This is a genomic window from Labilibaculum sp., assembly GCF_963664555.1.
GTDB lineage: Bacteria > Bacteroidota > Bacteroidia > Bacteroidales > Marinifilaceae > Labilibaculum.
In genome coordinates this window covers 534,199-557,709 of the sequence record NZ_OY761461.1, presented here as the reverse complement: position 1 = coordinate 557,709, position 23,511 = coordinate 534,199, and the positions used below count along the sequence as shown (strand labels likewise).

The 23,511-nt window shown below is 36.0% G+C and carries 15 protein-coding genes; 4 read left to right on the top strand and 11 right to left on the bottom strand.

Annotation, left to right across the window (positions count from 1 at the left end; genetic code table 11):
* Positions 1 to 209: 209 nt before the first annotated feature.
* The 4 genes from ACKU4N_RS02325 to ACKU4N_RS02310 form a co-directional block, all read right to left on the bottom strand.
* The gene (locus ACKU4N_RS02325) at positions 210 to 974 is read right to left on the bottom strand and encodes a DUF6515 family protein (RefSeq protein WP_321319978.1); all 765 of its coding nucleotides are present in this window, start codon (positions 972 to 974) and stop codon (positions 210 to 212) included.
* Between the two features lie 221 nt (positions 975 to 1,195).
* Complete coding sequence (locus ACKU4N_RS02320) at positions 1,196 to 2,533, bottom strand: NAD(P)/FAD-dependent oxidoreductase (protein ID WP_321319977.1); 1,338 nt, start codon at positions 2,531 to 2,533, stop codon at positions 1,196 to 1,198.
* 255 nt (positions 2,534 to 2,788) lie between these two features.
* Complete coding sequence (locus ACKU4N_RS02315; RefSeq protein ID WP_321319976.1) at positions 2,789 to 3,181, bottom strand: HU family DNA-binding protein; 393 nt, start codon at positions 3,179 to 3,181, stop codon at positions 2,789 to 2,791.
* 289 nt (positions 3,182 to 3,470) lie between these two features.
* Positions 3,471 to 6,092, bottom strand: a complete 2,622-nt coding sequence (locus tag ACKU4N_RS02310) for a valine--tRNA ligase (RefSeq protein WP_321319975.1) — start codon at positions 6,090 to 6,092, stop codon at positions 3,471 to 3,473.
* A 305-nt stretch (positions 6,093 to 6,397) separates the two neighbouring features.
* Here ACKU4N_RS02310 and ACKU4N_RS02305 point away from each other — a divergent pair, with 305 nt between their 5' ends.
* Positions 6,398 to 7,597 (top strand): pyridoxal phosphate-dependent aminotransferase, encoded by a 1,200-nt coding sequence (locus ACKU4N_RS02305; protein WP_321319974.1) that lies wholly within the window; start codon positions 6,398 to 6,400, stop codon positions 7,595 to 7,597.
* Between the two features lie 342 nt (positions 7,598 to 7,939).
* On the opposite strand, the gene ACKU4N_RS02300 is transcribed toward ACKU4N_RS02305, so the two are convergent.
* The 6 genes from ACKU4N_RS02300 to ACKU4N_RS02275 form a co-directional block, all read right to left on the bottom strand.
* Positions 7,940 to 9,496, bottom strand: coding sequence for a RagB/SusD family nutrient uptake outer membrane protein (locus tag ACKU4N_RS02300; RefSeq protein ID WP_321319973.1), 1,557 nt, complete (start codon positions 9,494 to 9,496; stop codon positions 7,940 to 7,942).
* A 17-nt stretch (positions 9,497 to 9,513) separates the two neighbouring features.
* Positions 9,514 to 12,792, bottom strand: coding sequence for a TonB-dependent receptor (locus tag ACKU4N_RS02295; protein WP_321319972.1), 3,279 nt, complete (start codon positions 12,790 to 12,792; stop codon positions 9,514 to 9,516).
* 123 nt (positions 12,793 to 12,915) lie between these two features.
* On the bottom strand, positions 12,916 to 14,115 hold the full coding sequence (locus ACKU4N_RS02290) for a FecR family protein (protein ID WP_321319971.1): 1,200 nt from the start codon (positions 14,113 to 14,115) through the stop codon (positions 12,916 to 12,918).
* A 114-nt stretch (positions 14,116 to 14,229) separates the two neighbouring features.
* Positions 14,230 to 14,778, bottom strand: coding sequence for an RNA polymerase sigma factor (locus ACKU4N_RS02285; protein WP_321319970.1), 549 nt, complete (start codon positions 14,776 to 14,778; stop codon positions 14,230 to 14,232).
* A gap of 148 nt (positions 14,779 to 14,926) precedes the next feature.
* Positions 14,927 to 15,508: a thioredoxin family protein gene (locus tag ACKU4N_RS02280; protein ID WP_321319969.1), complete on the bottom strand. Its 582-nt coding sequence runs from the start codon at positions 15,506 to 15,508 to the stop codon at positions 14,927 to 14,929.
* 303 nt (positions 15,509 to 15,811) lie between these two features.
* Positions 15,812 to 17,023: an exo-beta-N-acetylmuramidase NamZ family protein gene (locus ACKU4N_RS02275; protein WP_321319968.1), complete on the bottom strand. Its 1,212-nt coding sequence runs from the start codon at positions 17,021 to 17,023 to the stop codon at positions 15,812 to 15,814.
* Between the two features lie 70 nt (positions 17,024 to 17,093).
* On the opposite strand from ACKU4N_RS02275, the gene ACKU4N_RS02270 reads away from it, so the two are divergent.
* The 3 genes from ACKU4N_RS02270 to ACKU4N_RS02260 all read left to right on the top strand — a co-directional run bounded on the left by ACKU4N_RS02270 (position 17,094) and on the right by ACKU4N_RS02260 (position 19,901).
* Positions 17,094 to 18,338 carry an ABC transporter permease gene (locus tag ACKU4N_RS02270; protein WP_321319967.1) on the top strand — a complete coding sequence of 415 codons (1,245 nt, stop codon included), beginning with the start codon at positions 17,094 to 17,096 and terminating at the stop codon, positions 18,336 to 18,338.
* A gap of 148 nt (positions 18,339 to 18,486) precedes the next feature.
* On the top strand, positions 18,487 to 19,302 hold the full coding sequence (locus tag ACKU4N_RS02265) for a metallophosphoesterase family protein (protein ID WP_321319966.1): 816 nt from the start codon (positions 18,487 to 18,489) through the stop codon (positions 19,300 to 19,302).
* A complete protein-coding gene (locus tag ACKU4N_RS02260) occupies positions 19,302 to 19,901 on the top strand; it encodes a hypothetical protein (protein WP_321319965.1) in 600 nt (199 codons plus the stop codon). The genes ACKU4N_RS02265 and ACKU4N_RS02260 overlap by 1 nt, the downstream gene beginning before the upstream one ends.
* 3 nt (positions 19,902 to 19,904) lie before the next feature.
* On the opposite strand, the gene ACKU4N_RS02255 is transcribed toward ACKU4N_RS02260, so the two are convergent.
* Positions 19,905 to 23,360 carry a DUF5752 family protein gene (locus tag ACKU4N_RS02255; protein WP_321319964.1) on the bottom strand — a complete coding sequence of 1,152 codons (3,456 nt, stop codon included), beginning with the start codon at positions 23,358 to 23,360 and terminating at the stop codon, positions 19,905 to 19,907.
* Positions 23,361 to 23,511 lie beyond the last annotated feature (151 nt).

Genomic DNA, 23,511 nt, shown 5'->3' with positions numbered 1-23,511 from the left:
ATTCAAAAGAAAAACAAGCCGTAAGAAAACACCCCTTTCTCAATAGCCCTAGCCTCAAAACGTCATTTTTTAAACGAGAAGGGTGCAGTTTTGTAAATTTTAAGACCATTTTTAGTCAATTTTACAAACTGCACCCCTGTATTTTTTATTCTTTTAAATCAAATCCATTTCAATACTGTTTAATAAGTTTCGTATACTTAACCTTTCTTTTAAAATCTCAACGATAAATGTATTCCGACAGGAGCACTCACCAACCTAAACCCATTTCTATGCTTCACAAAATACATATCTCCATTTGTGTAATATTCATTTCCATGATGCAAAACCCTATGACAGTTATCAGGTACATAAGAGAAATACAAAGAATTTGGTGCATCAACTGCAACGTATCCCACTTCAGGATAGAATCTATAATAATATCCATCAGAGAAGTAGTAATCTCCGTAACTATGTCGGATTACAACAGGAGCAACAGCAAATCTTAAAACTACATTTCCATAACGCTCATGACGATAACAATTGTGTCCATGATCATTGTAAAAGTTTCTGTAACGTTGATTGGCATGAACCATTTTTGGATAATTGTAACTTCTGCAGCGATCACCTGAGGAATGATAAGATTTGTATGCATGTAATCCACTGTTGTGATTCCGATCCCAACGCTTATTGCCGTTTACATGTCCATTTTTATATTGACTGGAATACCCTTTCGTACTCCGTTCTTTGTGATATTTTGTATTTTGCTTTTTCGAAGTGTCATTTCTTTTCTGATCTGAGTACTCCGAATAATGACTCTTGTTGTATTTCTCATTTCGATCAGCATCTTTCAAACGGGTTGATTTATTTCGTTCTTCGTAACGGGTCTTCTCATTTTGCTGCGATCTGCGCTGAGCTGAAACACTTGTAGTAGAAATTGCGATTGCTGAAACCAATACTATACTGGCTGTCAACTTATATAATACAGACTTTCTCATGGCATTTAGTTTTTAATGTGGAAGCCAAATAACCCTTTCGTGTATGATGAAATTTAAATACTCAATTTACACTCTTGAATGGCTTTCAATATTGTCATCCTATGGTAGGGATGAATCTTATACAACTCAAGTACCGGTATACTTTGACTGAATAATTGCAAAGCCTGTGCCAAAAATGAAAAAAACACCAATCTTCAGTAAAATTGGTGCTTTCAGCCTCCTTAATTCAAATTAACCGGCTCTTTAATCTGATGCCTTTTTGAAGCCCTATCCGTAAAACTTCGTTTATCCGGTCGAATTAAAACCCGCAGCGACTGATCCGAAGTCCAATAATTCCAAACCCAGTTGATTAAAATGAAAAATCGATTTTTCACACCAACAATTGCCATTAAATGCACAAACAACCACAGTATCCAAGCCAAAAAACCCTGTGTTTTAATTCCAGGCAGATCAGCAACAGCCAAATTCTTTCCTATTGTCGCCAAAGATCCCCTATCCTTATAATGAAAAGGTTTTATGCTTTTTCCCTGTTGAATATTTATGAGGTTTTTACCCAAAACACCAGCCTGCTGCAAACCAACCTGTGCAACCTGTGGGTGACCATTCTGATATTCCCCCTCTTTTTGCAAAGCCAAATCGCCCAAAGCATACACATTGTTTAAACCGCTTACCTTATTATACATGTCAACACGAAGTCTTCCTCCACGACTTGCGGCAATCTCCGAAATACCCTTAATGGAATTAGCCACAACCCCCGCAGCCCAAACCAAAGCGTATGAGAAAAACTCCTCTCCATCAGCCAAACTAATTTTAAGTCCGTCGTAATCGGCAACCCGAGCCTCCGTTTTTACAATTACCCCTAACTTCTCTAAGTAAGTTTTCGCTTTCGCTGATGCTTTCTCCGACATGCCGCTCAACAATCGATCTGACGCTTCGAACAAATACACATTCATTAAAGAAAAATCAAGCTCCGGGTAATCCTTTGGCAGGATTTCATTTTTCATTTCGGCCAAAGCACCCGCCAATTCAACACCGGTAGGACCACCTCCCACTAATACTATATTCATGTAGTTAGCCGCCTTTTTCGGATCCGATTCATTCAACGCCTTTTCGTAGTTACGCAAAATTGAATTGCGCAAAAAAATGGCTTCGGACACCGATTTCATAGGAATACCAAACTCCTCGATGTTCTTATTCCCGAAATAATTGGTATCCACACCGGTAGCCAATACCAAATGATCGTATTTCAACGACCCCAGACTTGTATATACCTCCTGCACATTTGGATTCACCTCCAACAATTCAGCCATTCGAAAATGCACATTTTTCCGCTTCTGAAAAATCTTCCGCAAGGGAAAAGCAATAGAACTTGGCTCCAAACCAGAGGTTGCCACCTGATAAAACAAAGGCTGAAACTGATGAAAATTGTTTTTATCAATTAATACCACCTGATATTTTGTTTTCACCAGTTTCCGTGCAAGTTTTAAACCTGCAAAACCACCACCAATAATTACAATTCTGGTTTTTCCATTTTCAGGGATATGCTTAATCGTATCCATATTTTTTTAATCTTTTAGTATTCAAATTAGACTATTCAGCCACTATTCCCCTCATCCAAATTTTATTTTGGATTTTCGGACTCTTTTATCCTCTACAAAATAAAGAATTATTTCTCTAATAAGCTAATTGAACAGAAACTACAACCGTTTGCAACGGAAAATATATTTTGCGAACGGGTTAAAACCCATTTGCAAGGATCAAAAAACATGCGGAAAACTCATACTTTTTAACCTCAGGCAAAAAAAAAATCTCTTTCACTTCTTCGGAATTTTTCGATAATCGACTCTTGCAATATCTTGCTTCAATCGCTTACCGGGACGAAAAGCAATCGTACTTTTCTTAATCCGATGTCGTGTTACCAGTTCTTCCGAATCTACCCCTTCGGCCGAAATATGAAGAGAAAATGTACCCAAATCTCCCAATTCAACACTCCTGTTATCTTTCAGCAACTGAGGAATTAATTGAGTAAATGCCTCTAAAACGCCAATCACATCCGACCTGTTAAAGGAAGACATGTCTGAAATCCGTTCTGCTATATCCCTTAAATTTTCCTTCCGTCGGTTAGCTACCCGAGGATAATACATTTCAGTTTTACCATTTTTACTCAATGGTGTTTTTATTTTCACTGCTTTATAGAAGACTGCCATATGCTGATAATTTGAATTGTCCCTTACTACAAGTTGATTCTTTCCTAATGAGAATATCTAACTTACATCTACAAGTTAATCATTTTTGATGTACATGAAAAATAATTTTAATGTACATGAAAATATAGTTTGATGTATATTAAACTTTCAACTTATAGTTATAGGATGATCGACTTAAGGGGAGAAGATTGTCTGATATACCCTAAGAAATGATCAAGCAATAGGCACACAACAAAAAATGCCGTTCCAAATGAATGAAACGGCATTAATACAATAGAGTATACTTCTCTTATTTCATACTGGCAATTCGCTCTTCTAAAACTTTGATTTTAGCTTCGGCATCGGCCATTTTCTTTTTCTCGATTTCGATGACTTTAGCCGGCGCATTGTTAACAAAACGCTCGTTGCTCATTTTCTTTTGAACCGAAATCAGGAAACCTTTGGTATATTTCAACTCTTCTTCCATTTTCTTCAATTCTTCCTCAACGTCGACCAAGTCGCCCAAAGGAATAAAATATTCAACTGCATTTACGATGAACGACATTGCACCAGTCATTTCTCCATTTGCTACAGTAATATCGGTAAAATTACACATTTTAGCCACCACACAATCGAAAGAAGCATCGTAATTGTCTCCCTTCAATTTATAATTCATTTCTAAAACTTCTTTAAAAGCGATATTTTTTTGCTTACGGATATTACGAACAGCAACAATCACTTCTTTTACCTGCTCGAACTTGGCTAACAAATTAGCGTCATAAGAATCTGGCTTATGCATCACTGAAACCATAATGCTGTCCTCATCGGTACGATCGGCAAGTAACTGCCAGATTTCCTCTGTTAAGAAAGGCATGAATGGGTGGAGTAGCTGCATCAACTTCTCGAAAAGAGCTACGGTTGAATCGAAAGTTTTCCTGTCGATTGGCTGCTGATAAGCTGGTTTCACCATTTCCAAATACCATGATGAGAACTCATCGCGGAATAAGGTGTAAACAGTCATTAATGCTTCGCTGATGCGATATTGCCTGAACTGCTCATCCAAAGCTTCCATGGTATTGTTTAAACGTGCATGGAAAACCTCTGTTGCCAATCGGGCATATTCAGGTTGCTCGATATCGGCAACTTCCCAACCTTTTACCAAACGGAATGCATTCCAGATCTTGGTAGTAAAATTACGTCCTTGTTCAGGTAGGTTCTCGTTGAAGAGCAAATCGCCTCCGGCAGGAGAACACAACAGCATTCCAACACGAACCCCGTCTGCTCCATATTTAGCAATTAAGTCTAACGGATCAGGTGAGTTACCCAATGATTTTGACATTTTACGGCCCAATTCATCGCGAACAATACCAGTTAAATAAACATTACTAAATGGCTTTTCGCCACGGTACTCATAACCTGAAATTACCATACGGGCAATCCAGAAAAACAGAATATCCGGTCCGGAAACCAAATCGTTGGTTGGATAATAGTATTTGATCTCCTCATTTTCGGGATTACGAATACCATCGAAGACTGAAATTGGCCACAACCATGAAGAGAACCATGTATCCAACACATCCTCATCCTGACGTAAGTCTTCAGCTTTGTATGTTTTTCCTGTTTTGGCATTTGCTTCAACAAGTGCAGCTTCAATTGATCTGGCTACTACATATCCGCCTTCAGGCAAATAGTAAACCGGAATTCGTTGTCCCCACCACAACTGACGGGAAATACACCAATCCTTCACATTTTCCATCCAATGACGGTAAGTGTTCTTGAATTTTGGAGGATGCAACTGAATATCGTCGTTCATTACATGCTCAAGAGCCGGTTTGGCCAATTCTTTCATATTCAGGAACCACTGCATACTCAATTTAGGTTCGATTACAGCATCGGTACGTTCCGAGAAACCTACTTTGTTCACGTAATCTTCCACCTTCACCAAGTTGCCTGCTTTCTCCAAATCAGGCATGATCAAATCACGAACTTCGAAACGATCCTTTCCAATGTAAAGCTGAGCAGCCTCACTCATGGTACCGTTATCGTTAAAAATATCAATCGATTCTAAATTGTGACGATCTCCAATTTCGTAATCATTTATATCATGAGCCGGTGTAATTTTTAAAGCACCGGTACCAAATTCCATATCAACATACTCATCTTCGATGATTGGAATGGAACGGTTCACCAAAGGAACGATACAACGTTTGCCTCTTAAATGAGCAAAACGTTCGTCGTTTGGATTGATACAAACTGCGGTATCACCTAAAATTGTCTCAGGACGGGTGGTGGCAATGGTAATGTACTCATCACTTCCTTCAACCTGATATCTTAAATAATACAGTTTTGATTGTAATTCCTTATAGATTACCTCTTCATCGGAAACAGCTGTTTGTGCCGAAGGATCCCAATTCACCATACGAACACCCCGATAAACCTTTTCCTTTTTATATAAATCGATAAAAACATCAATTACCGATTCGTAAAGAGATTCGTCCATGGTAAAAGCAGTACGCTCCCAATCACACGAAGCACCCAATTTTTTGAGCTGCTCCAAAATGATACCACCATGTTTCTCTTTCCACTCCCAGGCATGTGCCATAAACTCATCGCGGGTAATGTCATTTTTAGAAATGCCTTCCTGCCTTAACTTATTTACAACTTTAGCCTCTGTTGCAATTGATGCATGATCAGTACCCGGCACCCAACAGACATTTTTCCCCTGCAATCTCGCTCTACGCACCAATACATCTTGAATTGTATTGTTTAGCATATGCCCCATGTGTAACACTCCGGTGACGTTTGGCGGAGGTATCACAATTGTATACGGCTCTCTCTCATCAGGTACAGAGTGGAAGAATCCTTTATCCATCCAATACTTATACCATTTGTCCTCCGATTCTGCAGGATTGTACTTTGTTGGGATTTCCATGTGTTTAACTAAAATTTAAAAATCTATACTACTTAAAAAATTTGGCTCAAAATTAAGAAAATCTGAGAGATATATCTCCAACAAAAAGCAACAATCTATATGAAAGCGATCTGTGCCTCGTTTGTGATTCAAATAAGCGGAACAATGAAACCAAGCATTTGTTTTAAAATCACAGGTTTGACAAGCAAATTTCAGATTTTTAAAGGGATGCTGAAAAGCAATAAAAATCATTTTTTTTACATGGAAATTTATCTACTTTTGAGCAACAAAAAACTTCATTCATAAAATATATAAACACGTAACAAATGCCACAAATATCAGACAAAGGAAGATTAATGCCTGAGTCACCAATTCGTAAATTGGTTCCTTACGCTGAAGCTGCAAGAGCTGCAGGAAAAACTGTGTATCCATTAAACATTGGTCAGCCGGATATTAAAACACCTGAGGTTGCCATGGAAGCCATTAGAAATTGTACCGAAAAGGTGATTGAGTATTCTCATTCGGCGGGTAATATTTCTTATCGCAGGAAATTGGCGAAATACTATCAGAACATCGGAATTAACGTGGACGAAAATGAGATGTTGATTACTACAGGTGGTTCGGAAGCAATTACTTTTGCTTTGATGACTTGTATGAATCCTGGTGATGAGATTTTGATTCCGGAGCCATTTTACGCAAACTACAACGGTTTTGCTGTAAGTGCCGGTGTGGTTGTAAAACCAATTACATCGAGTATCGAAAATGATTTTGCATTGCCTGCAATTGAAGAATTCGAGAAATTAATGACTCCTAAAACCAAAGGGATCGTTATTTGTAATCCGAATAACCCTACAGGTTACCTGTACTCAAAAGAAGAATTGAATCAATTGCGTGAATTGATCATCAAGCACGACCTGTTCCTTTTCTCTGATGAAGTATATCGTGAGTTTTGTTACGATGGCGAAGAGCATTTCTCAGCTATGAAACTGGAAGGCTTGGAGCAAAATGTAATTCTAATTGATTCTGTTTCGAAACGCTACAGCGAGTGCGGTGTTCGTATTGGTGCAATGATTACCAAAAACAAAGAAGTAATTACTACGGCTTTAAAATTTGCACAGGCTCGTTTGTGCCCTCCTGCTTTTGGACAAATTGCTGCCGAAGCTTCTTTGGAGACACCTGCAGATTACTTCACCGAAGTTTACAACGAATACATTGATCGCCGTAACTTTATGGTGGCGGCATTAAATAACATGGATGGCGTTTACTGTCCAACTCCTAAAGGGGCTTTTTATACTGTAGTGAAACTTCCAATTGATGATGCAGACAGATTTGCTCAGTGGATATTGGAAGATTTCGAATACAAGAACCAAACTGTTATGGTTGCTCCTGCTACAGGATTTTATGCTACTAAAGGTTTAGGTAAAAATGAAGTTCGTATTGCTTACGTTCTTAAAAAAGAAGATTTGGCGAAAGCGATGGAAACTCTTGCCGAAGCATTGAAAGTTTATCCTGGAAGAACAAATTAAGAAATCTCGCAATATAGAATACAAAAAGAGGCTGTTTCGTAGATGTGAAACAGCCTCTTTTATTGCAATAATCTTTCATTGAATCTAATTTTAATCCATATCAAGAGGCGCCATCTTAGAATGACGCCTCTATTTCTAATTTATGAAACTATCCTTGCAGAAAGCTAAAACCACAAGAATCTCTTTACCTGTGCGATTTTTAAAAGCACAAGAGTATCCTATTCAATCAAGCGACTTGATTGTTAATCAATTGTTTTACCGTAAATGTTTGTGGATTATAGCCATTGGCAATCAGAGAATCCAATCACCAATAGCTATTTTAAATTAGAATTTCTGAATGAATTAATATCCTTCGTTTTGCACCAGGTTTGGATTTGAATTTATATCCGATGAAGGTATTGGAAATACATTGAATTTAGCATTTGTTGAACTGCCTTCTTTTGTATTTCCTTTCCATGGCCATAGATAATCTCCTCCAGTTAATTTACCATAACGTACAAGGTCGGTTCTTCGGTGGCCTTCCCAATGTAACTCCCTCGCTCTTTCATCAAGAAGCCACTCCAGTGTTAATTCCGATGAATTAATATTCCCAGATGCGTCACCATAAGCTCTTTCCCGAATTTGATTCACGTAAATCAATGCGGTAGCTGCATCGCCACCTGAACCACCTCTTAGAACACATTCGGCATACATCAATAATACATCTGCATATCTAAACAATGGGAAATCCGTATCAACATATTCGGCATCTGAACCTGCCTGTCCAGCAGACGTTATATTAATATATTTGACAACAGGATAACCTTGTGAGAAGGCAAAAACATCATCAATTTCCAACGTTTGTCCATCAGAATGAAAACTAGCCCTACTATCAGTTAAACCAGATGGATCGGAAAACTTATTAACCAAAGCCTTGGTAGTTCTGTTTCCTCCCCAGCCGCCACTTACTCCGTAGTCGCTGCCTTTCATAGTTCCTCCAATACCAGCATGAATCAGAAAACTCATTCCCCCATAACCTTGAGTATGCTTACCATCTGAGCAAACCGGAAATATTATTTCATTCCGCCGCAAATGATTATCAGCTAAAAACAGATTTTTATAAACAGGCTCCAATGAATAAAAACTATTCCCTGTAAATTTGTTACAGTAAGAAATACATTCTGAATATTTCTCTTGCCCGATATAAACTTCGGCATTTAAATACAATTTGGCCAATAACATCCAAGCCAACCCTCTGTCTGCCCGTCCATACTGATTGGCTCCAGGTTCAGGCAATTCATTTTCGATGGCTTTAAGTTCTGTTTCCAAATACTCAAACAAATCCTCACTTGAAGCTTGTTCCGGAAAAAAGAAAGAACCTATGGGATCAGCTTCAGTAACAAACGGAGCTGTTCCAAACATATCTAACATATGCCAATAGGACAATGCTCTTAATACTCTTGCTTCAAGCAAATATCCAGTATATTTTGGATTATCTCCAATTTGCTGGATAAGCTTGTTGCAGTATGAAACGCCCAAATTTATTCGACTGTAAATTGCGGTAATAAATTCATTTTGTGCATTCCAATCCATATCATGCAAATCTGGTAGGTTTCCATCATTCCACGCACAAATAGCCTCATCTGTTGTTAATTCCTGCATGTTAAAAAGCAACCTCAGATAAGATGAGAAATTAACATCTAATCTACTGATGTCTCTATCACTTCCCGTTTGCCCTCCAAGGATTAAATTGGCATAACACTTCGCCATTAATTGCTTGAAATCCTCATCGCTGCTTATTTCAATTTGAATGTCTTTATCCAATGGCACTGTATTCAAATCATCGGTACAAGATGTCACAAAAAAAGTGAATAGATATAATCCGATTATATATATTGATTTTAAATATTTCTTATTCATTTTTCCAAAATTTAAGATTAAAACTTCATGTTAACACCAAACAAAAATGTTCTTGGTCTTGGATAAACATTGTTATCAATCCCATTGGTAATTTCAGGATCAAGTCCATCGTAACCAGTAATCGTAAATACATTTTGAATACTGGAATACAATCTTAGGTCAACATCTTCTTTAAACATTTTTAATTTCTTAAAGCTGTACCCAAGTGATATATTATCCATTTTAAAGAAGCTTCCATCCTCCACAAAAAAATCTGAAAATTGCTGCGCATTTTCGAATTGTGTATGCTTAATCGATGAAGGCAAATTGGTTAAATAATCGTTAACTACCATTTCCTGATAACGCGCACCCAAAGCATTATTGTTATAAACATCGTTACCAAAACTTGCCCGGCCATTGAAGCTGAAATCCCAGTTTTTATAATTTATGCTTGATGAAATTCCCATGAAAACTTCAGGATCCGGACTTCCACCAAAGTATCGGTCACTTGTATTAATTTCTCCATCATTATTCAAATCAACATAGTCACCCTCAATTGGTTTACCCGCTTGATCGTAATTTTGTTTATAGACAAAAAAAGTATTAAGGGCTTGACCAACTGAGTGGATCTGAATATTATTCCCAACACCAACACCACTAATTCCACCAGTCTCAACGCCTCTATAATTTGGATCATCGTAGTTAGTAAGCTTGGTTATTTCATTCTTGTTGTATGTGATATTAAAGCCTAAATCCCAACTAAAATTTTCTTTAGCCACAAGCAATGTGTTGATGGAAAACTCAACACCTCTATTTTCTAATGCTCCAACATTTGTTGTCAATAAATCTGTAAAATTGGTTCCTGTTGGAACGGGAATGGTATTAATTAAATCTTCGGTTTCCTTAAAATAAACATCAAGACTACCATAAACACGATTATTAAAGAATCCATAATCCAATCCAAAATTGTAAGTTGTAGTTTCCTCCCACTTTAACGCCTCATCATATCCATTGGGACGCAGTGTATAAACGAATTCTGATCCAAACTGATATTGTCTGAATTCATCACTTTTGGTATAAATTCCCATATATGGATAATCATTACCAGATAAAGATTGCTGTCCTGTAACTCCATATCCCAGCCGCATATTTAAACTACTTACCAGATTAGAGTTTTTGAGAAAATTTTCATTTTTGATTTTCCATGCAAAAGCCAGTGATGGAAAAGTTCCCCATCTTTCATCTTTATGAAAGCGGCTTGAACCATCTCGACGAACTGTTAGAGTGAGCAAGTACTTTTCTTTGAAAGTATAGTTTAAACGACCAAAAAACGATACTAAATAATTTTCTGTCTCATCAGCACTAAAAGAGGGATCTGTTACATTTCTTCGTATTACAGTTTGATCTGATTTACTCTTGAAATGCTGCCACTCATACCCTGCCATAGCATCAATTCTACTATCAATACTTTTAAATTCCTTGTTGTAATTCAAATAGAAATCAAAAAGTTCATTTTTAAGATCATGATTGTATGTCCTAATCAATTCCGAATTATCGTTGGATGCGAAAGCAGCCTTATCATCAACAATATCTTTCCCATCACTTTTGGTATAATCAATACCTGTCACCATATTAATACTTAACTCCGGTAAGCCATGCACTTTATAATCTAATTTAAAATCACCGATAATTCGATTAACATCTGATTTATCACGCGCTTGCTCAAGCATAGAAACAGGATTATTCGTTCCATTAATATTCTTGGTTCCATTAAGCATCCATGTATAGTATCCTCCGAACTGATCGAATTCGGGAGCAGAACTTCTAACTGGCTGGGTTGGATCGAAACGAATTGCGGCCCCAATTGCACCTGAATCTGCAAATCGATTATCAATATCCATTCCCTTTAAGCCGATATTCAACTTTAAATGATTATCAAATAAACTTGGATTCATGTTAAAAGTATAGGTCTTTCTTTTCATCCCGGAAGTTTTAAGAACACCTTCCTGATCGGTGTATCCTATAGAAGCTCTTACAGGAATATCTTTTACAGATCCTGCAATACTGAGATTGTGGTCTTGACTGAAACTATTTTGATAGATTTCATCCTGCCAATTGGTATCCTCACCTCCCAAACGATTGCGTATTGCTTTATCAACATCGGAATCAGAAGCGTGTCTGCTATTAATGATATCTCTGAATTCGTCTCCATTTAACAGATCAAACGTTTTCACAACTTCACCAATAGAAAACCTTGAGCCATAATCTACACTTAACTTTTGCCCTTTTTTAGCTTTTTTAGTATTGATAATAATTACACCATTTGATGCTCTTGAACCGTAAATTGCAGTCGATGAAGCATCTTTAAGAACAGAAAATGATGCAATATCACTTGGATTTATAGAGCTCAGAATGTTACTCATCCCTGAAATACTTCTATTGTCAATAGGTACTCCATCTATCACAATAAGTGGATCATTACTCGCAGACATTGAAGAACCACCTCTAATTCGGATTCTAACATCTGATCCTGGCTGTCCTCCTGCGCTAACAAGATTAACTCCAGCAACTTTTCCCATTATTAAATCTTGTGGTGAACTTGTAGTTCCCTGATTAAAATCCTTCTCTCCCAATGCCACAACAGAGCCTGTTGCATCCTCCTTTTTTATCTGACCATAACCAATGACAACAACTTCCTCCATTCCCAAATTATCCTGCTCCAAAACAATTTCAAGAGAAGAAAGTTCTCCAACCGAAACTTCTTGTGTTTTCATTCCTACAAATGAAAAAAGCAGAATAATATTATCGCCTTTAACATCAAGATTAAAATTACCATCTACATCGGTAATAACTCCTCTTGTTGTTCCCTTTACAACTACCGAAACTCCAGGCAAAGGAAATCCATCCTTATCGGTTACAGATCCATTTAGAATTTTCTTTTCCTGAACATTGCTTTCCCGAAGTATTTGCTCAGGTGCCGTTGACAATACAATAGTACTGTCCTGAATATTATACTTTAAACCTCTTCCTTTAATGCATTCTTCAAGCACCTCTTCAAGAGTAGCATTTTTCATCTCAATGCTCAGGTTCTCCTTACTATTGATTTCCTCAGCATTGTACAGAAAATTAAATCCGCTTAATTTTCTCACCTCTCGAAAGACCTCGGACAAAGACACATCTTCAAAATCCACATCCATGCGAACATTCTGAGCACTTACACTTGCCGTAAGTTGAAACACACTTAATAGCATGAATAAACAGGTCAACTTCATAATTAGTAGAATTTTTCTCCACCTTCCGGAAAGAAAGGTTTTCATTCTCCATGATTTTTTCATAGTTTTGATTCGTTAAATGATACATTTAATACATTCCTGCATGAATCCTAATCATGACAGGAAAATTGATTTAGGATCGGAAAATGTTAGCGCATTTTCCGATTTTTATTTTAGTCCTTTTTTTACGTAAATCACATTCCCTTCAACAGTAAAATCAATATCTTCAGTTAGCTTTAAAATTTTCAATACTGAAGAGAAATCTTCATACTTTTTTATTTCACCTGTAAAACTAATGTTCCTTAATTCTTCATTCTCATAAACAATTCCACAGCCATACCAACGTTCCAGCTTTCTCATGAAAACTCCAAGTTTTTCATTTTCAAAAATAAACAAACCATCTTTCCATGCCGCATAAATGGAAGCATCCACAAATTTAACTTCTGATTTTTTCGATTCTTTGTTAAAGGAGAATTGCTGATTAGGAATTAAAATATTTTTCTGTTCACATCCGTTGATATTTTTGGACGTCACTTGCACTTTCCCTTCCAATAGTGTCGTTTCAACCAAATCTTCATCTCCATATGACATGATATTGAATTTGGTTCCTAATACTCTAATTTCCATTCCGTTTTCCAAAACAATGTAAAAAGGCTTTGTCTCATTTTTCGCCACCTCAAAATATGCCTCTCCCAACAAGTACACTTTACGTATATTTTTTGAAAATCGTACTGGATACCGAAGGGAAGAAGAAGAATTCAGCCAAACTTTTGTCCCATCACTCAAGGTAGTTGAATATTCACCTTTTAACGGAGTGAGTAATGTATTGAATTTTTCAATTAAATTTTGTTCTTGATTATTCTCATTCAATTGACTGTAAATAAGATTACTATTGACATTCTTAGCAACAACCTCATTCTCAAACTGAATGGATTTATTTTTTTGAGCACCCAAATCAACACTGGATCCGTCTGCAAGCATTAAAACTGCTTTCGGGCTACCTGGTTCGATTAGGGTTTCCTGTACAAGTAAACTTTGGTTATAAGTGGAACTTACAAACCAAACAGCTGCAATTGGCAGAAAAATTACGGCTGCATATTTTAAGAAATTCATAACTAAGCGACGGGTTTTCGCAGAATCAATCTTTTCATTTACCTTTTGTAGAGCTGAATTAGTTCTTACGCTTTTTCTTTTTGAGATTTGTTCTGCTAAATCTTCATCCGATAATAAATTATTCGCGAACAATTCATTTTTATTATCGCTTTCTAACCAAGTACTCAACTCAATCTCCTCCACAGGTGATAAACTTTCAATTCTTTGCTTGAAAAGTAATTCACCAACCCTAAACTCCTTACTAAATTTTTCCATTTTTTCCCTATTACTAAATATATAACACGAAAAACGAATGGAAGGGGGAGTAGAAAATGATATTAAAAAAAAGAATTTTTCTAAGTTTGTCTGAATAAGCCAAACAATGAAGAATTAATTCAACATCATCGCAAAAACGAAAACTTCAAAACCTCTTCTTAATGTTTTGTAAGCAAGCTTCTTGTGGCTTTTAACAGTACTTATTTCGATATCTAATTCTTCCGATATCTCCGATTGATTTAACCCCCTCATACTCAAACTTAAAACTTCTTGAGTTCGCGGAGGTAAAGTTTTTATAAGTTGGTATAACTGAGAATAATACTCCTCTTCTATAATTTTTTCCAGAAAAAAATCTTCAGATAAAAGTTGTTTGTATTCTTCATCTGCCAGTAAAAATATTTTTTTTGAATCACGAATATGATTGAGACACTTGTTTCGAATAACAACATGCAAAAAGCCTTTCATGGCACTAATAGATTCAATGGATTTTCTTTTTTCCCAAAGTTTTATAAAGGATTCTTGCACAAAATCCTCTATTAAATCTTGATTTGAAATATAATTTGAAGCAAACGAACAAAGCCCTGAATAATACTTTTTAAATAGCTGATTAAAAACTATTCTATTTCCATCATTCAGATTATGTATTAATTCAAGCTCCTTCATATCGGGGTTGAATATCTAAAAAATCGGTTTAAAAACCAATTTTAATATTTTCAAATGCCATTAAAAATTCTTCTTTACTCACTTAAGTATACTGTTTTCAATAAAAAAAGCCATTATATATATACATAACGGCTTATTGACAACAAAACTACAACAAATCACAAGCATCTGCAGGCATCCAATGTTTATCTTTCCCATCCCATTTTACGTTGCAGCCAATTGGGTTGGTTACCGGAACAGAAATTTCTTTTCCAGCCAAATATTCATCTATAGCTCTCTCCAAATCTCTGGAAGTAACTTTGGACGTATCTTTGGGATTATCGACTGCTCTGCCTGTATAAATTAATTTGCGTGCTTCGTTAAACAAATAAAAATGGGGTGTTCTCAATGCACCGTATGCCATTGCCACCTCTTGTGTTTCATCGTACAAATAAACCCATGGAAAATCATTCTCTTCCATTCGAGTTACCATATGATCGTAATCATCTTCCTCATAAGTATTTGCAGAATTAGAATTAATCCCCACAAATTCGACTCCATTCGGAATGTATTTGTCTGCTATCACTCTGGTATCTTCATCGGAACCGATCACATACGGACAATGATTACAAGTAAAAAAAACAACTAAAAGTTTAGATGATTTAAAATCGTTTAATTTATATCGAATTCCATCAGTAGCTATCAGATCAAAATCAGGAGCTTTATCATTAATTTGCAAGGTAAATGCCATTTTAAATATTTTATTTATTGAACACTCCTTTAAATTTACTTATTATTTTGAGAAAATCTAAATTAATTTCAAGCTATTCTATTGTTAATTTCTGCTCCTAAACCTCAAAAAATAAATAGCAATTAACACATAATTAATAACCAGTTTATACTTCTCCAATTTCTCTTTTGTAAACTTGCTCTTGTTAAGGACGAATACAAATTCAGCCACAAATAAAAGAATCCCTCAGAAACAGATCATCGGATTTGCAACCTAGTCGATACAATTTTCCTTTCACTCCGATGCTTCTGTTTCTTTTTCCATTTACTCTTCTGCAAAATCAGAATAAATCAGGTACTTCGCTCGAATTGCCATAAAATCTTTTCGATCCTTTTCCCAACTGGCTCTAATTTGTTCTTCCGATAAGGAGTTTTCAATTTGTATTCTCAGATTTGCAGTTCCAGCAAGATTTTCAAAAAAAGAATTGAAAAAATCAGGCTTCGCTTTCAATTCACAATAAGCATTTAATAAAAAAGACAAATCCAACTTTTTCTTCTTTCGGAAATCATCCGCATTAATTTTTCTTAAATCGTAAGCAACACATTTCTCACCTTCAAACTTTGGATATTTACTTGCTCCCGGAATACTTCTTGGTGTGAACTCAAAATCGCCATGAGAAAAAGACGGATGCCCGTAAACTTGAAAAGGATGATCAGTACCACGACCAGCACTTACAACGGTACCTTCAAAAAAACACAGGGATGGATATAAAATAACCGACAAATGATTTGGCAAATTGGGTGAAGGCTTTACCGGAAGCAGATATGAATTATCCCGATTCCAATTTTTAAACGGAATCACAATTAATTCGCATTGCTCCTTATTGTCCAGCCATTTTTCCCCATTAATCATTTGGGCATATTCACCTATAGACATGCCATAAACCACAGGCACCGGATGCATTCCAACAAAGGAACTGTATTTCATTTCCAGAACAGGCCCATCTATATAATGGCCGTTGGGATTTGGACGATCGAGAACAATTACCTTTTTTCCCTGCTCGGCGCAAGCTTCCATCACATAATGAAGTGTAGATATGTATGTGTAAAAGCGAACACCAACATCCTGAATATCAAAAACCACAACATCAACATCATTCAAATCAACAACGGAAGGTTTATAATGCTTTCCGTATAATGAAACAATTGGCAATCCTGTTTTTACATCTATGCCATTGGTAATTTTTTCGCCGGCATCAGCATTTCCTCTAAAGCCATGTTCGGGACTAAAGATTCGGGTAATGTATATGTCTTTTGCCAGCAATACATCAACCAAATGTTCACCATTCACTAATGAGGATTGATTGGCAACTACTGCCACTTTTTTCTCTTTAAGAAGAGGTATGTATTCTGTGAAATTTTCGGCTCCGGTTATTAACGAATCTAATCGTTTTTGTGCACAAGATGTTATGCTTACCACAAACAAAAAGCATGTACTCAGTACCCAATAAGGTATCAATTGTTTTATTTTTCTCATTTAACTAATTTTTCACATCTGTAAACCCGAAATTACTACTTTTGTATTAATCTTTAAAAAGAACCTCAATTTGAATCTAGAACTTTTTATAGCCAAGAAAATTACCATCAGCAAAAAAGGCGATGGTAATATATCTCATCCTATTATTAGTATTGCCAAAATAAGCATCGCTCTTGGTATTTCGGTAATGATATTGGCTGTAGCTATTGTTACTGGTTTCAAATCTGAAATTACCAATAAGGTTATTGGGTTTGGTTCTCATATCCAAATTACAAATTACGATAACAACTCGTCGTTTGAAACTCTCCCCATCGAAAAAAATGCAATCTCCGTAAGCAGCATTGAAAAAATACCCGGAGTTTTGCACGTACAATCCTTTGCAACTAAACCGGGTATTCTTAAAACAAAATCGGATATACAAGGAATTGTTTTAAACGGAATAGGTAAAGATTACGATTGGAGTTTTTTTAAAAACCATTTGGTGGAAGGGAAAACCATTCAACTCACCGACAGCACCAAAAGTAACGATATTTTGATTTCGGAGAAACTCTCGAAACTTCTTCAATTAAAAGTAGGTGACAAATTATCGGTTTATTTTATACAGCAACCTCCCAGAGTAAGAAGCTTTACCCTTGCCGGAATATACAATACCGGAATGGAAGAATTCGATAAACTATTCCTTATTTGCGACATACAACACATTCAGAAACTAAACGACTGGAATAATAATCTGGTTAGCGGCTACGAAATATTTATTGATGATTTTGACGATTTAGATCTTATTGAACAACAGATAAAAGGCATTACAGCAACATCATTTACCGATGATGGCGCCGGATTAAAAGTTAGGAGCATTGTTCGTAAATACCCGCAAATATTTAGCTGGTTAGACATGCTTGATATGAACGTATGGATCATTTTAAGCTTAATGATACTTGTTGCCGGCTTTAATATGGTTTCGGGTCTTTTAATCATTATTCTGGAAAAGACCAATATGATTGGAATTTTAAAAGCACTGGGAACAGAAAACTGGTCGATTCGTAAAATATTTCTTTACCAGTCTGCCATGCTTATCGGACAAGGATTATTATGGGGTAATATTATTGGAATCTCTGTGTGTTTACTGCAATACTTTTTTGAAATCATTCCTTTAGATCCAACCAACTATTATGTAGATACCGTACCAATCAATCTTAAAATCACTCACATTATTCTTCTGAATATTGGCAGTTTAATTGTTACAGTTTCGATGTTGCTTGTTCCCTCCTATTTAATTACAAAAATAACTCCTGCAAAGGCGATTAAATTTGATTAACAAATCGCTTCTTCACGCAGCTAAAATGCTTTGAATTGTTAAAAAAGTTAAGAATTGTTATAACTTTTATCTTCTTCCTTTTTGTATAATATCTTTGCCCCACACTAATTTTTTTGAATTTATTCTAAATAGAATAAAACGAACTGATATGATCCGACGTGATTTTATAAAAACCAACGGACTGGTATGCCTGTCTGCTATTTTGGGGGTATTCCCAGGATGCAGTCTGCCTTATGAATACAGTCCATATGATAATAAAGTTGAGAGTAAATTCAGAGATTTAACTTCTAAAAATCTGGATAAAATAAAAATTACCGACACTGATAATAATGAAACTTTCAAATTCGCTTTTATCACAGACACTCACACATTTTATGATGAATTTGAGGATGCTGTTGCTGCTCTAAATGCAAGAGATGATATTGATTTCGTAATACATGGTGGTGATTTAACCTTAAGTGCTCTTCACAAAGAATTTACATGGTTTAACGAAATAATATCCAGGCTGAACGTTCCTTTTTTTACAGTAATCGGGAATCACGACTACTTATCAAATGGCGAAAGATTATACCATACCTCCTTTGGTGAAAACAATTACACATTTACTTACAAAGGCTGCAAATTTGTAATGTTTGATAATATTGTATGGGAACGGAAAAACACAAATCCTGATTTTGATTGGTTCAATGAGAATTTAAAGAATGACGGCAGTGCCAATCTGGTGATTCCGGTTTCACACATTCCACCTTATGCGGATCAGTATGACGGAGAAGATTCAATGCTAAATCAAATTCTGGAAAATAACAACATTAAACTCTCCATACATGGCCATACTCACAGCTTTTATCATGGCAAAAAATATGGCAAAACAGATTTTCTGGTTGGAGGTGATATTGCCGATAATCACTATCAGGTAATTACTATTGATAATGGCAATTATTCAATTGAAAACATCGCATTTTAATGAAAAAACATATTTTACCCATTTTAGCGTGCATCTGCTGTTTTAGCCTATCAGCCTTTGGAAGTACTCTTTACGAAGATCAAACTGATACTATAAAAAGAAAGTGGTATTTACCTCGTGATGCAAAAATTCAATACGCAGGTAATATTGGCTTTCTTTCTGCCGGAATTACCTACCATCTTGCAAAAGACTGGTATCGTCTTTCTTTAATGTATGGAAGTACATCTATGCATTCTCATGTTCATACTCTAAATACGGTTGCTTTTAAGAACACATTTCTTATTAAGCAATTTCACATTGGTGATTTTGTGGTTGCTCCAACAGCAGGCTTAAGTATCAATTTTGGTTCAACCCACAATACCTACCGAAATTTGCCCAACTACTTCCCCAATGATTATTATTTTCAGAATAAAATACATTTTGCTCCTTTTGTCGGAGCTATGGTTTACCACCCTCTTCCTTATAAAATAATTAAAGGAATTGATTTTTATACCGAAATAGGTACAGTAGACAATTACCTTTTAGAAAGCATAAGAACAGACTATATTAAGTTTTATGACATATGGAATCTGGCTTTAGGCATTTCCATTCATTTTTAAATATCATTCCCAACTCACAACAGCCAGTCGTTTTTTACCATCCAATTTAACACTTAATGGTTTTTTAAACTGAACGTGACGAACGGCGCCATACTCCCCAACTAATTTCTGCTTTTTAAGTGTTTGATAATCAATAAAAGATGTTTCAGAATGGTGGTGAATGGAGCTGTAGCCAATATTCATTGAGGTTACATTGTGAAAAAAGTGAGATCCGGATGATGCCTCCAAAGGATAGTCGTCGAAGCTGGTCTCAACAATTAATTTCGAGAAAGAGATGTCGTTCCATTTTACGGGAATTCCAATCCATCGGTCGCGGGTGCCCCAACGCCCTGGACCAATCAATACAAAACGTTTGTTTTTTTCTCTCATTTCATGATTAATTTTTGAGATGGTATCCGCAATCTCAAGAGTCAAATCTTTTTTGAATAATTCGGGCACAACATAAACAACATCAACAATATCATCTACCAATCCGTTTCCCATACTCATTTCAGAAATCATCAAAAGCTTGCTTCTGTCAATTTCATTCAAATCAATATGGTAATCATCTATATTACCAACCAAAGGTTTAATCTGCAGAAGATAAAACGAAGCCTTCCCTTCTTTATCTTTCGTTAAATCGACTGCAAACTCTATCTCAATCGGTGAGCCCATTGCTTCTTTTATAATATCCAAAACAAGTTCAATCGTTTTTGCCAGTGGTATGTAGTTATATTTTAAAATATTTGCGAAATTGATGATTCTTGGTCCCATAATATCCAAACCGGGACTAATTGTATCACTCATGGAATTATAAACAGAGGCACAATGCACCAAATTACCATGTTCTTCTGCTTCATCAATATCCAGACGAATTAATCCTGCCGTATCGCCCTCCATAAGATCCAAATCTTTTTTGTTGAGGTCAACAGCATAAAATTCTACCTGCGAGTTTTTAAATTGATCTTTTGCACTGTTATTCTCAATGGTTGGGAAAACAGGAGAAAACCGAAATGCCTTTTCACCATCTACAACATATTTACCCAAACCAACACCTATCACAGCGTACCCTTCTTCAGGTTTCATGTGCCCAAAGGGATAATAATTATACGATTGAGCTACACCCGAAATGTGGGGATAAAAAGTCGATCCATACTGATTGCCCACTACTTCCTGAATGACTACAGCCATTTTTTCTTCATCAATTTTATAATTCATGGCCGAAACATTCAGCCTTGCATCATTGGAAAAAATGGAGGAATAAACCAATTTTACTGCGTCAGTTACCTGCTTAACCCTCGTATTTAAATCGGGATGATTATTAGGCACAAGATAAGTTTGAAAAACCCCTGCTACAGGCTGAAGTAATGAATCTTCAAACAATCCGGAAGATCGGATCGCCAGTGGTTGCTCAAAATTCTTCAGAATGATTCTTATTTTTTGAACCAGACGCTGCGTTAATTCCGCATCCAGAAATACCCTCTGAATTTGTTCAAAATCATCCATATCCTTAATTCGGTCTAAAAGGTTATTTCGATCTAAGAATGATTCGTATTCATCGACACCAATTACTGCAGTCATAGGTGCCTTTATATTTATTCCGGGAACAAACCGGCTCAAATTTAGATTAAAAAGCATGGAGTTAATGAAAGCCAATCCTCGCCCTTTTCCACCTAACGAACCGGTAGATAAGGTGACTATATTGTTGGAATTAAGAGCAAAATCGGCATTAAACTCCACAACCTTTCCCTTATTTTTTTCGTTCCTGTAATTTTGAATTACATTAATTAAATAATCCCGCACATCTTCAGCAGATTTAAAATCGGTGATGTGATAGGGAGCAATCATTTTTGCAACCCGGATTTCTCCCCTAGCCATTAACCATAATGAGAAATGATTTTTCTGAGCATGATAAACCAATGATTCAGCGGGAATATGATACAAATACTCCTCAAATTCTTTTAAAGATTTTGCCGTAGCAATTTCCTTTCCTTCAGCATCCTTATAAACAAAATCGCCAAAACCCAGAAACTGACGAATAAACAAACGAATATCCCCTCTAAGCGTTTCAGAGTTTTTATCGATAAAACTAGCCTTCAGCTTAAAAGCATGGCTGGCATTCGAAACATCAGAAGATTGCAATATAACCGGCATATTCGGATATTCATCTTTAATTTCTTTTACCAAACTAATTCCCGCATCATCTAAAAATATTCCATCTTTTTTAAACTTCACATCCGAAATTAAACACAACAAATACTCCCTAAACCGATAATAAATATTCATTGCCTCTTCGTAATTCGAAGCCAATAATATTTTAGGTCGCGCTCGCAAGCGAAGTATTTTATACTGAGCATCGGTGCTCACATCATCTATTATTCGCTGGGTTTGCGCCAAAACACTCTGATAAAGCATTGGCATATATCTCGAATAATACTTTGCCGAATCTTCAACCAATAAAATTACCCGAGCCAAACCAATCTTAGTGTCATTTTCTACATTTACCTTATCTTCCAAACTCTTAATCATGGCAAAGAAAACCTGCGACTCGCCATTCCACACAAATATTTTATCTACACTTTTTAGTTCAGCCCGTTGTTCTTCAAACATGGCAATATCGGCATCGTTATTCAGCAATAAAAAAATGGATATGTACGGAAATTCCTTTTTAATATGCTCACTTAAAATTATTGGTGTTTTTTTATCCACTCCAACCATTAATATAATCATATCAAAATGCTTGGAATGTAATTGTTCCATGGCTTCTTCCAAATTAGAAACACCTGTAACCCGAGGCATTGATGTTAAGTTAAGCTGATGATATTCGCTGGAAATTTGTTCTGAAAAACGCCCTTCACGCTCAATACAATAAGCATCATACAGGTTCGCAACCAACAATATTTCCTTTACTTTAAATGGCATTAAATCATGATAAATATCCCGATCAGCATTGTTCTTATTCAAAAAATCCTGTAATAATTTTCGATTTGTAACCGGAACATAAGGACCTATTATTTCCTTCTTCTCAGGATCAATTTTCCTTTTCCGACTAAGCAGTTCCTTTCCCGTTTCGCTATTGATATAACCAACAATAATATTCCCAATATTCTCAATCAAGTGCCTTTCTTCTTTCAAAAATGGGCCTTCATCTTGTGCTGGGAATTTTTTTACATAACAAACCTCAATTCTTCCGCTTCGATTATTAATCGTTAAAAATTCCTGTGTTAGTGTCCATTGCGAGAGACGAAATCCGGGGCTGAGGTATTCTTGTCCGTCAAATACAATACGGGCAACCGTAAACTCGGGATATTGCCATGCTTTAGGAAGAATAAAGCAGATTTGCTGTAAAGTATCCTCAATGGATTTTCCTTCCTTGATAATACCTGTGGTTTGATTAATTGCGGAAAGTTCTTTTAACCGCTCTATATTTTCGGCTATAATCTTATTGATTCCCTGCTCTTTACCCGGATTTGATTCCATACATTTTCGGTTTACTTACGTAGATGCATTAAAAATTGTAAAAAGATCGTAGTGATTTGGCTACTGTTTGTAGGCTCTTTTAAATTTAAACAATTTAAGTGAAACCTAAGCCCTTGACCTTGAGGGATTTCTTTTTTACCTTTAAATATGA

Bases quoted from the DNA above. Each gene is read 5' to 3' on its own strand.
- ACKU4N_RS02305 (WP_321319974.1), top strand. From the start codon at position 6,398: ATGCCACAAATATCAGACAAAGGAAGATTAATGCCTGAGTCACCAATT.
- ACKU4N_RS02315 (WP_321319976.1), bottom strand. From the start codon at position 3,181: ATGGCAGTCTTCTATAAAGCAGTGAAAATAAAAACACCATTGAGTAAA.
- ACKU4N_RS02310 (WP_321319975.1), bottom strand. From the start codon at position 6,092: ATGGAAATCCCAACAAAGTACAATCCTGCAGAATCGGAGGACAAATGG.
- ACKU4N_RS02295 (WP_321319972.1), bottom strand. From the start codon at position 12,792: ATGAAAACCTTTCTTTCCGGAAGGTGGAGAAAAATTCTACTAATTATG.
- ACKU4N_RS02255 (WP_321319964.1), bottom strand. From the start codon at position 23,360: ATGGAATCAAATCCGGGTAAAGAGCAGGGAATCAATAAGATTATAGCC.
- ACKU4N_RS02275 (WP_321319968.1), bottom strand. From the start codon at position 17,023: ATGAGAAAAATAAAACAATTGATACCTTATTGGGTACTGAGTACATGC.
- ACKU4N_RS02290 (WP_321319971.1), bottom strand. From the start codon at position 14,115: ATGGAAAAATTTAGTAAGGAGTTTAGGGTTGGTGAATTACTTTTCAAG.
- ACKU4N_RS02325 (WP_321319978.1), bottom strand. From the start codon at position 974: ATGAGAAAGTCTGTATTATATAAGTTGACAGCCAGTATAGTATTGGTT.
- ACKU4N_RS02265 (WP_321319966.1), top strand. From the start codon at position 18,487: ATGATCCGACGTGATTTTATAAAAACCAACGGACTGGTATGCCTGTCT.
- ACKU4N_RS02280 (WP_321319969.1), bottom strand. From the start codon at position 15,508: ATGGCATTTACCTTGCAAATTAATGATAAAGCTCCTGATTTTGATCTG.
- ACKU4N_RS02300 (WP_321319973.1), bottom strand. From the start codon at position 9,496: ATGAATAAGAAATATTTAAAATCAATATATATAATCGGATTATATCTA.
- ACKU4N_RS02285 (WP_321319970.1), bottom strand. From the start codon at position 14,778: ATGAAGGAGCTTGAATTAATACATAATCTGAATGATGGAAATAGAATA.
- ACKU4N_RS02320 (WP_321319977.1), bottom strand. From the start codon at position 2,533: ATGGATACGATTAAGCATATCCCTGAAAATGGAAAAACCAGAATTGTA.
- ACKU4N_RS02260 (WP_321319965.1), top strand. From the start codon at position 19,302: ATGAAAAAACATATTTTACCCATTTTAGCGTGCATCTGCTGTTTTAGC.